Raw genomic sequence first — 14,271 nt, forward strand, 5'->3', positions numbered from 1 at the left:
TTGCGAGCGGCCGCGGCCGCCAGGCCGTCCAGGGTCCGCCCGCTCAATACCGGTCACCAGCGTTTCGGGATCGGTTTCGGGACGGCCTTCCTGGGCGAACGCGGCGCCAGGCTGCTCGGCTGGTCGTTATCCCGTATACGACCGTTTGTGAGACAGTTCATTAGGGCTCCTTCGCCAGGTGCCAGGCGGCAGCATGATCGCCTTGATCGGCGCGGGCCCGGAGTTCCTCGACACGCCCCTCCTGCACAAGCAGCTCGGCCAGCTGCCAGGCCGCATCATGCTCGCCTTGGTCGGCGCGAGCGCGCAGGAAGGTGATGGCCTCCTCCGCACGTCCCTCCCGCACAAGCAGTTCGACCAGCTGCCAGGCGGCATAACGGTCGCCTTGATCGGCGCGGACACGCAGGACGGTGATGGCCTCCTCGGCACGTCCCTCCCCCGCGAGCAGCTCGACCAGCTGCCGGGCGGTATGACGGTCACCTTGATCGGCGCGGACGCGCAAAAAGGCGATGGCCTCCTCGGCACGTCCCTCCCCCGCGAGCAGCTCGACCAGCTGCCGGGCGGCAGCACGGTCGCCTTGATCGGCGTGGACGCGCAGGACGGTGATGGCCTCCTCGGCACGTCCCTCCCCCGCGAGCAGCTCAGCCAGCTGCCGGGCGGCAGCATCATCGCCTTGATCGGCACGAGCGCGCAGGACGGTAATGGCCTCCTCGGCACGTCCCTCCCGCGCGAACAGCTCGACCAGCTGCCGGGCGGCATAACGGTCACCTTGATCGGCACGGGCCCGGAGTTCCTCGGCACGTCCCTCCCGCGCAAGCAGTTCGACCAGCTGCCGGGCGGTATGACGGTCGCCTTGGTCGGCGCGGACGCGCAGGACGGTGATGGCCTCCTCGGCACGTCCCTCCCGCGCAAGCAGCTCGACCAGCTGCCCGGCGGCAGCACGGTCGCCTTGATCAGCGCGGACGCGCAGGACGGTGATGGCCTCCTCGGCACGTCCCTCCCGCGCAAGCAGCTCAGCCAGCTGCCGGGCGGCAGCATCATCGCCTTGATCGGCACGAGCGCGCAGGACGGTGATGGCCTCCTCGGCACGTCCCTCCCCCGCGAGCAGCTCAGCCAGCTGCCGGGCGGCAGCATCATCGCCTTGATCGGCACGGACGCGCAGGAAGGTGATGGCCTCCTCCGCACGTCCCTCCCGCACAAGCAGTTCGACCAGCTGCCAGGCGGCATAACGGTCGCCTTGATCGGCGCGGACACGCAGGACGGTGATGGCCTCCTCGGCACGTCCCTCCCCCGCGAGCAGCTCGACCAGCTGCCGGGCGGCATAACGGTCACCTTGATCGGCACGGGCCCGAAGTTCCTTGACACGTCCCTCCCGCGCGAACAGCTCGACCAGCTGCCGGGCGGCATGACCGTCGCCTTGATCGGCACGGGCCCGAAGTTCCTTGACACGTCCCTCCCGCGCGAACAGCTCGACCAGCTGCCGGGCGGCATAACGGTCGCCTTGATCGGCACGGGCCCGAAGTTCCTTGACACGTCCCTCCCGCGCGAACAGCTCGACCAGCTGCCGAGCGGCATAACGGTCACCTTGATCGGCACGGGCCCGAAGTTCCTCGGCACGTCCCTCCCGCGCAAGCAGCTCGACCAGCTGCCGGGCGGCAGCATCATCGCCTTGATCGGCGCGGACGCGCAGGAAGGCGATGGCCTCCTCGGCACGCCCCTCCCGCACAAGCAGCTCAGCCAGCTGCCGGGCGGTATGACGGTGGCCTTGGTCGGCGCGGACGCGCAGGATGGTGATGGCCTCCTCGGCACGTCCCTCCCCCGCGAGCAGCTCAGCCAGCTGCCGGGCGGCAGCATCATCGCCTTGATCGGCACGAGCGCGAAGGTGGTGGAGGCGTGCTGGATGGGCGAGGTGTTGCTGGAGGATGAGGTGGCGCAGTTGCCAGGTGGTTCCGGTCTGGCGGAGGGTGCCGCGCTGATGTTGGTCACGCAGGAAGCCGTGGAGGCGAGGCGGTAGCCGGTGCCGGAGGGCAAGGTGCAGGTGGGTCGCGCGGTACCGGAGCCAGGTCCATAGTCCGCCAGGGCATGCGGCGGTCCACCCGTACACCAGCAGCGCGGTGAAAGCCGTTTCTGCCGGGGAGTGCCTGCTGGTCAGCATGGTTGTGGTGGCGGTGATCGTGGCGCCGGGCAGCGCGTTAAGGATGGCGGCGTTCAGGGTGGCGCGGTGGTGGGCGGCGAGGGTGGCGCCGGGGGTGGCCGTGCGGGGCTGGGGTTTGATCCGGTCGGTGGGCAGCCACGCCCAGCACAGGGCCGAGCAAACGGCGCCCAACGCGGCCGTGGCCACATCGCTGAGGATGAGGCCGCTGAACAGGCTGCACCAGGCCCCGACCGCAGCTCGCGCCCAGCGTGTCTGGCGCCGCCGGATGCGGGCGGGCCGGTAGGTGGCGGGCTGGTAGGCGGGGTGGTTGTGCGGCCACACCAGGCGCAGGATTGCACTCGAGGCCAGGACGAATGCCCCGCCCACCACGATCGCCGCGCAGATCCCGCCCCACACCCCTGCGACCGGTGTGACGGCCAGAGCGGCCAGCGCAGTGAGCCCCACCGCCAGGCAGGTGCCGGCCAGGTGCACATGACGGGTGTACAGGTCGGGCCGCCACTGCCACCACACCAACTCCACCGTGCCGGACAACTCCAAGTTCAGGGCCAGGGTCTGCAGATAGCGGCGGGCGGCATCCGGCGTGTAGCGGCGTAGCGGAGCTCCGACCGGCGAGGCGGGATGGTCTGGATCATGGACGCTGTCGAGGTAGGTGTCCATCAGCTTGGCACGGATCTCGATCCGGCCGCCGGCACGCAAAAGCTCCCCCGGATCGGTGCTCGGCCGCTGATAGGCGACTCGGGCCAGCGACACCATCAGTGGTGTGGTCAGCACCGACGCGAGTGCCCCGCCGGGCTCGTCTTTCATGTGGGAGAACACCTTCTGCCAGCGGGGCCGGGAGGTGGCCGGATGGGACAAAAAGGCGATCGCCAGATCCGGGGTCACGGGCTGCAGCTCCACGACCGCGGCCCGGGACACAATGTGCCCGCCGGCCTGCACAGCCGTGTCGAACTCGCGGCTGCGGCAGGTCACCACCAGCTGCCGTCCCGCCGCCGCGTACTCATCCAGCTTCCGCACCGCCGCCGCATGCAGGGCCGAGGAGATCTCATCCAGGCCGTCCAGCACCAGCAGCAGCCGCCCCTGCTCCACCAACCGCCGCGCGACATCCCTGCCATCGCCGGCCCCCACCGCGTCGGGATAGTCCTCGGCCACACGACGCGCGGCGAACTCCGCCACGCTCTCCTTACCGGGACTCCAGGCAGCGACCGGCAACAGCACCGGCAGCGGCTCCCCCTCCACCGGGTCCTCCAGCAGGCCGAGCGTCAGCAGCAACGCCAGCACGCTCTTACCCGCCCCGCCCTCGCCGAGGATCACCAGCTGACGGTGCTGCAACTGACGAAAGCGCCCCACGATCTGCCCGGTATCACCGGTGAAAGGCCGCTCCTCCCAGGTGAGGTTAGGCTCATCGAGCACCGCTTCCCGGGCCGCGGCCACCGGCCGGCCCGTCGAGGACCATGTCACCCGCAACGGCATCGGCTGCCGCAACCGCCGCACCACCGCTTCGTGCTCCCACTGGCCCCGCACCCGCACGCGCAGCGCCGCCACCGCACGATCCTCCACAACCCCCGGATCGAACGGCCCCGGCCTACTCGACAGCCACCCCAGCAGCACCGCGGCCACGATCAGCACCCCGGTGGCCGTCCACACCGCCGGCCCCCACCACCCCGCCTCAACCCGCACCGTGCCTGTCGCCAGGTTCCCCACCAAGCCGATTCCGGCCCCTACCAGCAGACTCGCCACTGCCAGCGGCCTGGCCCACCGGCGCCCACCACCGCCCGCACCCGCCATCCCCCCACAATCACCGGCGCCCCCGCCCGGCAGCAACACAAACGACCCACCTCGTCCCAATCCGTAACCACCGTTTCCGGGATGGCCGCCTGTGTGGGACGGAACGCTCGAGTTCTACGACGAGAGCCTGCCGTCGGCTGAACTCGAGGACTACAGCCGCACACCGGCCCGCTTCTTCGTAGAAGACGGGCCGGAACCGGGGTTTCAGTCCTCGCACCTGGTACTCGAAGAGCCGCCTACTAGCTGGCCATGGTCTCGACAGGTGTCGTGAAAGGCAGGGACGGCAGGTAAGCCGAGTGAATGCCCGCGATCCGCATCAAGTCGCGCGGTCGGAGGACGGTGATAGCGCGGTAGTCAGTGCGCACGATGGACCGCTGCCGCCAACCCCGCAACGTCCGTTCGACGGTCTCGCGGGAGGTGCCGATCCAGGAAGCGAGTTCCGCCTGAGAGAGAGGGAGCGTGACCTTAGTCCAGTCGTTTCTCATCGCCTCGTTGTGGTCGATGAGAGAGACGAGTGCCCGAGCCAGCCGGCGATTGGCCGCTTCAGGAGCCACGCGGATTCGAGTTTCCGCCTCGTTCAGCCGGGTGCGTAGCTCCATCGCCAAGGCGACACCCGCGGGGGGATGAGAGTTGAGAAGGTCTTGAAACGCCATGGCCTCGACCGTTATGGCAGTTACCCGCTGCAAAGCTTGCGCGGTGGCACGACGGACGGTCGTCCCACCGCGCTGTAGGGCCTCGTCTTCCCCGAGCAGCTGGCCGGGGGAGCGAATGGACAGCAAGGTCTGCTGCCCACTGGCTGAGTCGGCCATCAGCTTGGCGTGGCCCCTCAACAAGATGAGCACGTAGCTGCTGGTATGCCCCTGGCGGTAGATGTAGTCCCGGTTGTCGTACACCTTGGGCTGGCCGCGCTGCAGCAACTTCCTGCGGCCAGCGGTGTCGAGCTCTGCCCAGAAGCTCTCGTACCGACCAGTCAACGTGGCCGCTGCCGTGGATACCTCATCACGGAGGTGTGGCGTCCAGGCGTGTCGCTTCGTCGGCATCATCGTCGGCCCCGCATGGCCTTGATGATCGGGGGAATGGCCGCCAAGAGTGCAGCCAGCCCGGTGAACGTTCCCGCGATAACGGTGGGGTCTGCAGGGGTGAGCCGGGTCACTGCATACCCAGCGAGAACAATGACGGCTAGGACCACCACAGTCCCAGCACAGATCATTGGCCAATCGTCTCTTCTCACGGCTAAGCCGCCTCCTTCGCCGAGCCCGACCCACCGCTCGGCAGATGAGTCCGGTCTCCTTGGTAGGAGGAGAGGCCCCTTGGTAGTAGAGGCGGAGAACTCACCCGTGAGCGGCGGGGTGCTTGACCTCCACGTTAAGCGCTGTGGAGGGTTAAGGGACGAGGCGATGGAGTCGACTGGTGAGGTGAAGAGGCACCAGTTCGGAGAGAAAAAGGGTATGGCAGGGCCTCCGGGCTACCACCCCCGGAGAGCTCCTGCCTGCGGCTATGCGTCGGGCTCGGCGAAGAGACTCGACCACGCCTGCACTTCAATGTACGTCCATTTAGCGCGAGCCGATTCCGGCAGATGCCGGAATCGAGGTTCTGTGACTTTTTTTCAACCGTCGGCAGTGGTAGCGCACTACCCCCTCCCTGCACAGAGGGTACATACGTGCAGGTCACCCACGGTAGTAACTATTTGTGAATGCGCGATCACCATACGAGTCGTCTCGCCTGTCACTCCTGCCACGAGCCGCCGTACAGATCCGCGTGCGTCACCATGGCCGCCGACTCCGGCCACACGAGCCGACACCAGCCAAGATCGTCAACGGCCCACGCGAGCGGCGGCCCTGCGGTGGGGCGGCTCGAAGTGAGCGGACTCCGATTCGACTCCTTGCAGCCACCGGGCGAACACCTTCTTCTCGCCCTGGCGGCGGTCCAGCGAATCGGCGGCGACGTTCACGTGCAGGGTGGTCACATCACCGCGGCGATGTTCGTCGTAGCGCGTCTCCCGTGCGGCCTCGTACACGCCGTAGCTGCTGATGTCGTGGCTGGACATCCGCCCGGCCCGGCCGAACACCAGCGCAGGCTCCAGGTGCTCGAAGAACACCCATGTCTGCCCAATCCCACCGCCCATGCCGGCCAAGCCGACCGCGTAGCCGTGCAGGACGATGTGGCTCTCGGTGCGCCGAGCGCGTGGCATCGTCTCGGCGCGGTGGATGTGGTCGTAGTTCGGAACCTTGCCGGACGTCCACGGCGCGCCGCACTTCGAGCATTCCTCAGGGATCATCCGCTCATCGTGACAGCAACGGCTGAGCTTGAGGTTCCCGCTGCACGCCCCTCCGGCAGGAACCCATGCGCGCATCTTCGCAGGTAGTAGCCGGTAAGCATGAATCGACTTGAGGTGGCGTTACCGCATTCATCCGGATACGCTGAGATCGAACTTAGGCACCATGCGCCTAGTTGGCAGGACGGTAAGACATGCAAAAGGGGCCCCGAACACTGGCTGGGCGGCCAATCGGGACCCCTCGTGTACTACGGGCTCAGGGGTGGGTCAGATCCACCACCTGGGCCCGCCGCCGTTGATCCACCAGTCCACGACGATCAGCACCCCTCTGCCCACGAGGGGCCACCAACCGTCCCGGCCTGACTTCTTACGGCTCCGCCGTCGCTTGCCATCCATCGGCCACACTCCTTCGCCCCCCTCTTTGGGCGAGAGCCCGACCGGCGGGGGCCGTCCGATCGGCCCCCGCGCGGAGGGCCGACGACCGACTTTCCAGAGTGTTGGCTTGGATGTACGACAAGACCGACAAGAGCAACGTTAGCGGGGCCGCCTAACAAAACGCGCCGATCTGTGCCCGGCCGCCATCGCCCGCGGTTGCCGGGAGTCCTTCGCTAGAACAACCCCGGCGCGTCCACTACGCCTGCGGCTATCGCGGCCGCGATGGCGGCCCCCACCGCGGCCCGGCCGACGCGCAACCACGTGGCATGCTGAATCCCCTCGGCGCGGCCGCGCGTCCCGCGCACGTCAGCGAGTGGGCCCCGGCTCGGCAGCGGCGCGCGAGGTAATCGGCGATGTTCTCGATACGGCTGCCGAGGCTCCCGTGTCCGGCGCTCTGTAGCGCTTCGCGGTGTCGACGAGCAGAATCCGCCACGGTACGCCCGTCGTCACACCGCGGCCTCCTCCCGCTCTGCTCGACTCGCCGTTGACGTTGCCGTCCCCGGCCAGCTGAGCCCGAACTGCTCGAACGGAGGTCCGCTCATCGTCGGCTCGCCAGTTTTCCTGTTGCCGGTCCTGCGAGCGGGCTCCTCGCCCCGGTCGACGTCGTCGACGTCACCGGCATGGAACGACGCCGCGGCCGGCCGGAGCAGCGGCGCCGGCCAGCCGGCCGTGGCGCAGAGGCCCCGATGCCGCACCGGGCGACGTCGGATCCGGGCCCGGCGGGCCAGCACTATCGCGGTGTACTACAACCCCACGCCCGCGCCAGCCAACTGCACCAGCGGTCCGGGGCGCCCGAAGAGCTTGCACGCCCCGGACCGAGCAAGGGTGACAGCGCTCGCCCCACACTCGCCCCACACTCGACGCACGCTCTGCGCACCTCGCCGCGCCTCCGGGGCGGGGGCTCGCTGCCGCGCTAAGACCTCGACGCTGGGGTGGGCGAACGCTGGGGCGAGTCTGCTCGCCGGGAACGACCCGCCCTGCCGTGCGTTCGCGTACAGCGCTGCAGGAGTGCTCTCCCTCACGCGCAGGTGCGCGCCTAGGCGCGTAGGTACGCGCGTACCCGCGCGGGCAGCTGCGACCGCGGCCCACCGAGCACGGTCTTACGCGGGGCGGAGGGCGCTGGGGTCGACGAGCTGGCGAACGGGCGAGGCGCTGGGCTCGCCGAGCGGCTCGGGGGAGCGCGCGAGGCGCTCGGCCAAGCGTTGGCGTAGCGCGGCCAGCTGCTGGATCTGGTCGCTGGTGGCGGGGCGGGCCAGGCGCGGCCGCGGTGTGGTGGACCGGGCACCGGTGGTGCGCGCGCTGTCGGCGAGCGCGGCCAGGCGCTCGGCGAGCGGGCCGCTCGTTCACCGGGGCAGCGCTCTTCAGCCGGACGGTGTTCAAAGACCAGGCCGTCTTCCAGCAAGCCCGGTTCGCGGGGACAACCAGCTTTGATGAGGCAGTGTTCGCAAGCGTGCCTGCCTTGCAGGAGGCCACGGCGCAGCCCACTCTCAATGCCCGACGATCCTGGCCCGCGGGATGGAGCGAGGCGGCCAGATCCGACGGATCAGAAACCCTGAAACTGGTGTGGCAGGACACCCCGTAGCAGGGCCGCAGAAGGAATACCACAGAAAAGTCCTTCCTCGCCTGGCCACGGGGCGACCGGGGGGCGCTGTGGTCGCAGCCCGCCGAGTTGTGTCGCGCCTCAGGTGGCGCGGCCTGTGAAGGCGACGAGGCGGTCCATCGCAGGTGCATTCCCGCTAATCGGGATCGCTGGGTCAAAGCCAACGCGCTCGCGCTGCTCGGGCGTGATGATCTGTTCGGCGAGGCCGAGGACGTAGGTGGCGACCTCGTCGGACACGGCCACCTTCTGCCCTGTGGCTGAGGCGAAGTCCCACGCGTGCACGAGGAACTCCACGGACAGGATGCTCGCTGCGATGGTCGCCGGCAGCTCCTGCGGTCCGGCCTGCACCGTGCCCTCGATGCCTCGTTTCATCCAGGTCTCCATCGCCTGCTGTGCCGCGCCGGCGATCCGGGACTCCAGGTCACTGGCTGACGCGGGCACGAGCGTGCTGCCGGCGAGGCTGGTCAGGGAGCTCAGCGAACCCAGCAGGTGCCCCTCGAGCTGGCTCACCGTGAAGTCGGTGCACGGCGTTGACTTGCTGAGGTCGTCTTCGCTTATGCCGCGCAGCACGTGCTGCAGCACGGCGAGCGTGGCGTTGGCGGAGGTGAGTGGGTTGAGGTCCGCCGGGGCGGCGGCCCACTCGTCTGGACCCGCGTCGCCGGTGACCGCGGCGCGCTCCAGCCGCTGGAAGAAGTGGGTCCAGCCCTCGAGGACGTCCTGAACCTGGTCCTCCGGAAGGCCCTGGTGGATCAGGCGTACGAGGGTGCCGCCTTCGGCGGGCTCGATCGTGATGGTCACCGTGTCCGTGCGGGGCCGGCCCGACTGCTCCAAGCCGAAGCCGAGCACGATCCGCCGGCCGGGGTCGACCTCGGTGACCGTGCCGGCCGCGACGGCCATGGGGGTGAGGGTCCAGCGGAACTCTCCGCCCGCACGCAGGTCCACCCGGGCGGAGATGGCGAGCCAGCGGCGCAGGCGGTCGGGCTGGGTGATGAGCGCGAATGCCTCGTCGGCAGAGACGGGTAGTAGCGCGGTCTTCTCGATGGTCATGAGCCATGCTCCTCGGGTTGCGTGGTGGCCCTCTTGGCAGCCTCGTCCGCCAAGAGATCGAGCTCGGTGCTCCAGAAGCGGTCGATCTCGGCACGCAGTTGGGTGATGCCGGCGGGTACGACGCTGTAGAGGCGCCGCCGACCGTCCTTGCGGGCGGTCACAAGACCGGCGTCGGCCAGCACCGCAAGGTGCTGGGAGATCGCCGGCCGGGTCACCGTGAACTGCTCGGCCAGCTCGCTGACCGTCCGCGGACCTGTCGCCAGCAGCTGCAGCAGGCGTCGCCGGGTCGGCTCGGCTGCTGCGGAGAGGGCGTCGATCACTCGAAATACGTTAGCCTAGGCTTACGCTTTTTCGCAAAGGGCCGCCGTGGTCACCATTTGGGTCAGGGTCACCACACCCGGGCGGATCGTCCGCGCCGCGACCTTTACATCGTAAAGGTGGGCGCGTGGGGCCGAGAGGGACCGCGGCTTGTCAGGCAGGTGGCGCTGACCGATGCCGCGGGCGGCCAGCATGGCGCGGGCCTGGCCGGCGTGGTGGTGGACGTCGACGAGTGCGGCGGCCGCCAGGGCGCGGGTGTGCTGCTCGCGGCGAGCCTGTTGGGCGGCGAGTTGGGCTTTGGCAGCGGCGGTGCGCTCGTGGCTGGGAAGGCGCACGCCGGGGCGGAGTCGGCCGTGCTCGTCGAGCCATACCGACAGTCGGTGGCGGATCCATCCGGGCAGGTAGCGGGGGGTGCCGGCGAGGGTCCAGGGCTTCCCGTCCGGCAGGTGGTTGATCATGTGGAGGGCGTCGCCGAGGGTGGCTCCGCAGGCGAATACGGCCCTGAGCAGGCTACGAAGGTGCCGGTCGGACACCCGCCTGAGCGTCAGGTCGGCCCGCCGGGCGGTCCGGCAGGCCTGGATCATGTCGCGCTTGGTCGCCGGCGTTGCGGACAGCGGCCAATCTGGGCCGGTGTCGTTGATCTTGGTTGCCTCGCGCGCGCGCCCGCGTAGGGCGGGACTCTTGTCCCCCTGCGGGGGACAAGAGGGGGTCCGAGTTTCCTCCACAGGGCTACGAGCTGGGCAGGCGTCAGCGCGAGAGGTGAGGGCCGGGACGGCTAGGACGTACTCGGCGGCCTCGTTGCCCCGCCCGTCGTCCAGCAGGCCGCAGGCGGTGCCGCGCCGGTAGCGCACGGTGGTGCCCGGAGTGACGGTGCCCAGCAGGCCGGCCCTGCGCAGCCAGGCCAGCCAAGCCGCCACCGTGGATCGGCCAAGGCCGGTGCGTTCCATCAGCACCGCCCAGGTCGGCCTGGTCGTCAGTGTCGTCCAGTCGGCATGCCGGGCCAGTGTCCACACCACCGCCATCAGGTTGCGATGTGCGTCCGCGCGTAGGGTCGCGACGTCGGGATGGGACTGCACCGCGTGCACCCACACGCCCTGGGAGGCCGCACGACGCGCCCCTTCGGGCAGCGCCCGGGCGATGGCCAGCCGACGGGAGGAGAACCCGGCCGGAAGCGCGGCAGCCACAGCGGCGGCCGCGATTCTGCGGCGGTGGGGGTGGGAAGCGGTGAGTCGGCCCGGCGTGTCGTTCGGGCATGGTGGGCTGACCGCCTGGCGAGCTGCTATCGTCGGCTCCAGACGTAGTAAGGCACGCCTCTTACGCCGTTCCGCTCGCTCGCCGCCAAGCTCAGGAGCAGAACGTCAAAGACGTGTGGGTTGTGAAGTTGTCTGGTGAGAAGCGCCCCTTCAACAAGGGCGCTTCTTTCTTTTTGCCTTGGGCGACTCCTGGTGCCGATCAGGTTTGAGATCGATTCAACGCCACAGCATGCCAGGAAGCCGGGCGCGACGTGCGCGTTGACGGCCCTGCAGGCATTGGCGTGTCGCATTTTGTGACCACGCGCCGACAGGCGGGAACCGATTAGGTTCCCGCCCGCCTGCATCTCGTGTTCACTCACGGTGCGCTGACCTGTGCTTCTGCGATCACGCACCGGCCGCACCAGCAGCGCGCCAACGGACAGTACGCCGCGGCCCCTGGTTCGGCCTCGCCGGCGAGCGCGGCGGGGGTGTGCTCGGGGCAGCGCGGGCCCACCAGGTACAGCCGCGCTCCGGGGGTGCTGCATCGCCCGGCCGAGGTCGACCACTGCCCGCACCGCCGCTCCGCCGCCGCCGCTGGCCGCGTGTCCGGCAGCGCTCGCAGCTCGGCCAGAGTGGTGAGGTCCCAGGCGGCGAGGGGCGGGGTGAGGGCGGTCATCGGCGGCCGCCGATCGGCCAGGGCCCCTGTTCGCCGGTCTGGTCGTGCTCGGCCAGCAGCACCAGGGTGTGCCGGTTGCGCTCGGCCAGCCGGGCGTCGGGGACGGCGGTGGCGGCGGCCAGCTCGCTGCCGGCGGCCACCTCGCACGCCCGGCCCTTGTGGGCGCGGCAGCCGCACGCCACCAACACGCGGCCCATCAGCACTCACCGCCCGGGCCATGCACGGCGCGGCGCGGGGCGTGCAGGTCGGCTTCCACCTGGCGGTAGGCGTCGGTGACGGCGTCGACGAGCACGCCGCGCAGCTGCTCGGCCTCGGCGCTGACGCGGTCGACGGCCGCGCGCACGGCCGGGTCGGGGCAGTCGCGCCCGGCGGCCACCAGCTCGCAGATCGGGGCGGTGGTCAGGTGCGCCCACAGCCCGGCGATGGCCATGGCCTCCACCACCACCGCCACCCCGGCGGCCGCGCGGTCGTCGGCGACCTCGGCCGGGCTGGCGTCCAAGGCGACCAGGTCGCCTCTGTGGGTGGTTGGGTCGCCGGCGACGTCGGCCAGCGCGGCGGGGGCGGTCATGACCTGACTCCCGCCGTCAGGCCTGCGGCGAGCATCTGGTGCTGGCGCTCCAGCGCGGTGACCAGTCCGCGGACGGCGGTCAGCGCGGCGGTGGCCTGCTGCAGTTGCTGCTGGGCGACCTGCTGCGCCTGCCCGAACGCCTGGACGGCCCGGTGGTCGGCGGCGCCGATGACCCACCCGTCGGCCAGGGCCAGGCCGTGTCGGACGGCCAGGGCGAGCACGGCCGCCTCCGGCCAGGTGGTGCGTGCGGCGATGTGCTGCACCTGGTGGCCGGACAGCAGCAACATGAGCACCTGGGCGACGTCGCCGGCCGGTGACGTGGCGGGGGCTGTGGCGGTCACCAGGTCACCCCCGCCGGCAGGACAGCCGCCAGGACGACCAGCGCGGCCAGCAGCAGCACGATCGCGGCCTGGAGCGCGCGGTACTTGGCGCGGGTGATGCGGGCTAGGTGGTGCAGGTCGGCTGCGGCCGCGGTGTGCGGGTCGACCAGGCGCGCCCCCAGATAGCCCATCACCTGCTCGGTGTCGGCGTAGCGGGCGATGGCCAGGAACCCGGTGGCGCCGCGGCGGGGCAGGCGCGGCCAGGTCGCGGCCAGCAGCACCGCGACCGCGCCGACCAGCAGCGTGACCGCCACCCACAGCCCGGCCCGGGCCACGCGCGGTTCGGCGGAGGCGAGCGCGGCGACCAGGCCGGCCGCACCACCCGCCCACGACAGCAGCAGGCCGGTCTTGGCGTCCACGCGGGCCAGTTCGGCCCGCACGCCGGCGAGCTGATCGGCCAGCAGCGTCCGGGCCTCGCCTTGCATCCGATCCAGATGGGCACGCATCCGCGGGGAGATGGGGATGGGCGGGGGCGCGGCGCCGGGTGCGGTGTCGTGCGCCTGCGGGATGGTGGTCATGATGGAGCTACCTCTCTGTGTGGTTGGAGGGGGTTGCGGGCGCGCCCGGCGTGGGCTTCTTGGCGGTTGGCCACGTTGGTGCGCGCCCGTCGTGCGTGTCAGCCGAGCAGCTCGCGCAGCTTGGTGCGGATCTGGTCGGCAGCGCGGTTGATGCCGTGGTGGTAGGGGCAGACGCCATGCGGCCAGCGCGGCCACAGCGCGTGCGCCACCTGGCAGGCGTCGCAGTCTTCGGGGTCGTCGTTGATGTCCAGCAGCTCGGCCGGCGGCCGCGGGTCGTCGTCCAGTACGGCGGCGGCCTCGGTATCGGGGCCGGCGGCCGGGATGGGCGGGTGAACGATCATCGTCAACGTCCTTTCGGGCGGAACCGGGGTGTTGGTGGGCCTACTGGCGGCCGCGGTGCAGGTGGCGGACGCGGGCGGCCGCGGTGGGGTGGGTGCCGGTCATCCAGCCGACGGTCCGGTACCACCAGGTGTCGTGGTGCTGACCGGCCCACAGCGTGCTGGTGGTGATGTCCAGGCCGGGAAGTCCGGTGCGGTCCAGCAACCTGACCGCATAAGCGTCGGCCTGGTACTCCTGCGTCCGGCTGATGCGCGCCCAGATGATGCGGGCGGCGACGCACGCGGCGAACAGCACCAGACACCACGGCGAGCGCAGCGCCAGGGCGAGCACGCCGGCCATCAGGGTGAGCTGGTGGCAGGCCCACCAGACCACCAGCGGCCGCGTCCGCAGATGCCCCAGCGCCTGGTGGGCCAGCTCGTGGGCCAGGGTGCCGGTCAGCGGCGCCAACGGTCCGGCCGCGAGCTCGGCGCCCAGGTGCACGATCGGGACATGTGTGCAGCGGGACTCGGTCAGCTGGGCGGCCGGGCCCAGCTCGACATCACGGCGCATGAGCACGCCGGGCAGATCGGCGGCGCGGCGCAGCGCGTCGGCCAGCACCGCGGCGGCCTCGGCGTCGGGGCCGGCGGCCGGGATGGGCGGGTGGACGGTCATCGTCAGGGGCCTTTCGATCAGGGGTGGGGTGGCCGGGCTGCTGGTGAGGGCCGGGCGGGTCATCAGCCGTGCTCGCGGGAGGCCTCGGCCAGCAGCTCCAGATACAGCTCGCGCTCGTTGTCGTCGCTGAGCGGCCGGCCTGCCGGGCTGTGGTCATCGATCGGGACCATGCGGGGGCGTGCCATCATGGATCTCCCTGTATGGGGGCCCCGGGGCGGCGTCTTTGGTCGGATTGACGCCCTGGGGCTTTGTCGTCTCAGGGGCCGATCGGCCCCCGGGGAGCGCTGCTGCTCCG

At 70.6% G+C, this 14,271-nt stretch carries 16 protein-coding genes; 1 reads left to right on the top strand and 15 read right to left on the bottom strand.

Translation table 11 applies throughout. The features are described from left to right. Positions 1-160: 160 nt before the first annotated feature. The 4 genes from ABZU32_RS35615 to ABZU32_RS35630 all read right to left on the bottom strand — a co-directional run bounded on the left by ABZU32_RS35615 (position 161) and on the right by ABZU32_RS35630 (position 6,608). The gene (locus tag ABZU32_RS35615) at positions 161-3,889 is read right to left on the bottom strand and encodes an NACHT domain-containing protein (RefSeq protein WP_354929694.1); all 3,729 of its coding nucleotides are present in this window, start codon (positions 3,887-3,889) and stop codon (positions 161-163) included. Positions 3,890-4,176: 287 nt separating this feature from the next. Beyond that, positions 4,177-4,980, bottom strand: coding sequence for a Crp/Fnr family transcriptional regulator (locus ABZU32_RS35620; protein ID WP_354929697.1), 804 nt, complete (start codon positions 4,978-4,980; stop codon positions 4,177-4,179). A gap of 770 nt (positions 4,981-5,750) precedes the next feature. Beyond that, on the bottom strand, positions 5,751-6,215 hold the full coding sequence (locus ABZU32_RS35625) for a hypothetical protein (RefSeq protein WP_354929700.1): 465 nt from the start codon (positions 6,213-6,215) through the stop codon (positions 5,751-5,753). Positions 6,216-6,479: 264 nt separating this feature from the next. Beyond that, on the bottom strand, positions 6,480-6,608 hold the full coding sequence (locus ABZU32_RS35630) for a hypothetical protein (RefSeq protein ID WP_354929702.1): 129 nt from the start codon (positions 6,606-6,608) through the stop codon (positions 6,480-6,482). Between the two features lie 1,306 nt (positions 6,609-7,914). Here ABZU32_RS35630 and ABZU32_RS35635 point away from each other — a divergent pair. Further along, positions 7,915-8,229 (top strand): pentapeptide repeat-containing protein, encoded by a 315-nt coding sequence (locus ABZU32_RS35635; RefSeq protein ID WP_354929705.1) that lies wholly within the window; start codon positions 7,915-7,917, stop codon positions 8,227-8,229. A 99-nt stretch (positions 8,230-8,328) separates the two neighbouring features. Here the strand turns inward: ABZU32_RS35635 and ABZU32_RS35640 are convergent, their stop codons facing one another. The 11 genes from ABZU32_RS35640 to ABZU32_RS35690 all read right to left on the bottom strand — a co-directional run bounded on the left by ABZU32_RS35640 (position 8,329) and on the right by ABZU32_RS35690 (position 14,164). Further along, on the bottom strand, positions 8,329-9,294 hold the full coding sequence (locus tag ABZU32_RS35640) for a TIGR03086 family metal-binding protein (protein ID WP_354929708.1): 966 nt from the start codon (positions 9,292-9,294) through the stop codon (positions 8,329-8,331). Further along, positions 9,291-9,614, bottom strand: coding sequence for a metalloregulator ArsR/SmtB family transcription factor (locus tag ABZU32_RS35645; protein WP_354929711.1), 324 nt, complete (start codon positions 9,612-9,614; stop codon positions 9,291-9,293). The genes ABZU32_RS35640 and ABZU32_RS35645 overlap by 4 nt, the downstream gene beginning before the upstream one ends. A gap of 21 nt (positions 9,615-9,635) precedes the next feature. Then, complete coding sequence (locus tag ABZU32_RS35650) at positions 9,636-10,796, bottom strand: helix-turn-helix domain-containing protein (protein WP_354929714.1); 1,161 nt, start codon at positions 10,794-10,796, stop codon at positions 9,636-9,638. A 424-nt stretch (positions 10,797-11,220) separates the two neighbouring features. Next, on the bottom strand, positions 11,221-11,520 hold the full coding sequence (locus ABZU32_RS35655) for a hypothetical protein (RefSeq protein WP_354929717.1): 300 nt from the start codon (positions 11,518-11,520) through the stop codon (positions 11,221-11,223). Further along, entirely contained in the window at positions 11,517-11,717 is a 201-nt protein-coding gene (locus ABZU32_RS35660; protein ID WP_354929720.1) for a hypothetical protein, read from the bottom strand. Before ABZU32_RS35660 ends, ABZU32_RS35655 begins: the two co-directional genes overlap by 4 nt. Further along, a complete protein-coding gene (locus ABZU32_RS35665; protein ID WP_354929722.1) occupies positions 11,717-12,088 on the bottom strand; it encodes a hypothetical protein in 372 nt (123 codons plus the stop codon). Before ABZU32_RS35665 ends, ABZU32_RS35660 begins: the two co-directional genes overlap by 1 nt. Beyond that, positions 12,085-12,429 (bottom strand): hypothetical protein, encoded by a 345-nt coding sequence (locus ABZU32_RS35670; RefSeq protein WP_354929725.1) that lies wholly within the window; start codon positions 12,427-12,429, stop codon positions 12,085-12,087. The genes ABZU32_RS35665 and ABZU32_RS35670 overlap by 4 nt, the downstream gene beginning before the upstream one ends. Continuing rightward, complete coding sequence (locus tag ABZU32_RS35675; protein WP_354929728.1) at positions 12,426-12,986, bottom strand: Pycsar system effector family protein; 561 nt, start codon at positions 12,984-12,986, stop codon at positions 12,426-12,428. Before ABZU32_RS35675 ends, ABZU32_RS35670 begins: the two co-directional genes overlap by 4 nt. A gap of 98 nt (positions 12,987-13,084) precedes the next feature. Further along, on the bottom strand, positions 13,085-13,327 hold the full coding sequence (locus ABZU32_RS35680; RefSeq protein ID WP_354929731.1) for a hypothetical protein: 243 nt from the start codon (positions 13,325-13,327) through the stop codon (positions 13,085-13,087). 40 nt (positions 13,328-13,367) lie between these two features. Then, positions 13,368-14,039, bottom strand: coding sequence for a M48 family metalloprotease (locus tag ABZU32_RS35685; RefSeq protein WP_354929734.1), 672 nt, complete (start codon positions 14,037-14,039; stop codon positions 13,368-13,370). Continuing rightward, positions 14,039-14,164 carry a hypothetical protein gene (locus tag ABZU32_RS35690; protein ID WP_354929737.1) on the bottom strand — a complete coding sequence of 42 codons (126 nt, stop codon included), beginning with the start codon at positions 14,162-14,164 and terminating at the stop codon, positions 14,039-14,041. Before ABZU32_RS35690 ends, ABZU32_RS35685 begins: the two co-directional genes overlap by 1 nt. Between the last annotated feature and the right edge of the window lie 107 nt (positions 14,165-14,271).

Origin of the sequence: Sphaerisporangium sp. NPDC005288 (assembly GCF_040607475.1) — a bacterium.
Classification (GTDB): domain Bacteria; phylum Actinomycetota; class Actinomycetes; order Streptosporangiales; family Streptosporangiaceae; genus Sphaerisporangium; species Sphaerisporangium rhizosphaerae.

What these genes read in the sequence shown, in the direction of transcription:
- ABZU32_RS35665 (WP_354929722.1), bottom strand. Translation starts at nt 12,088, where the DNA reads ATGACCGCCCCCGCCGCGCTGGCCGACGTCGCCGGCGACCCAACCACC.
- ABZU32_RS35640 (WP_354929708.1), bottom strand. Translation starts at nt 9,294, where the DNA reads ATGACCATCGAGAAGACCGCGCTACTACCCGTCTCTGCCGACGAGGCA.
- ABZU32_RS35680 (WP_354929731.1), bottom strand. Translation starts at nt 13,327, where the DNA reads ATGATCGTTCACCCGCCCATCCCGGCCGCCGGCCCCGATACCGAGGCC.
- ABZU32_RS35660 (WP_354929720.1), bottom strand. Translation starts at nt 11,717, where the DNA reads ATGGGCCGCGTGTTGGTGGCGTGCGGCTGCCGCGCCCACAAGGGCCGG.
- ABZU32_RS35675 (WP_354929728.1), bottom strand. Translation starts at nt 12,986, where the DNA reads ATGACCACCATCCCGCAGGCGCACGACACCGCACCCGGCGCCGCGCCC.
- ABZU32_RS35630 (WP_354929702.1), bottom strand. Translation starts at nt 6,608, where the DNA reads ATGGATGGCAAGCGACGGCGGAGCCGTAAGAAGTCAGGCCGGGACGGT.
- ABZU32_RS35690 (WP_354929737.1), bottom strand. Translation starts at nt 14,164, where the DNA reads ATGATGGCACGCCCCCGCATGGTCCCGATCGATGACCACAGCCCGGCA.
- ABZU32_RS35625 (WP_354929700.1), bottom strand. Translation starts at nt 6,215, where the DNA reads ATGATCCCTGAGGAATGCTCGAAGTGCGGCGCGCCGTGGACGTCCGGC.
- ABZU32_RS35620 (WP_354929697.1), bottom strand. Translation starts at nt 4,980, where the DNA reads ATGATGCCGACGAAGCGACACGCCTGGACGCCACACCTCCGTGATGAG.
- ABZU32_RS35685 (WP_354929734.1), bottom strand. Translation starts at nt 14,039, where the DNA reads ATGACCCGCCCGGCCCTCACCAGCAGCCCGGCCACCCCACCCCTGATC.
- ABZU32_RS35655 (WP_354929717.1), bottom strand. Translation starts at nt 11,520, where the DNA reads ATGACCGCCCTCACCCCGCCCCTCGCCGCCTGGGACCTCACCACTCTG.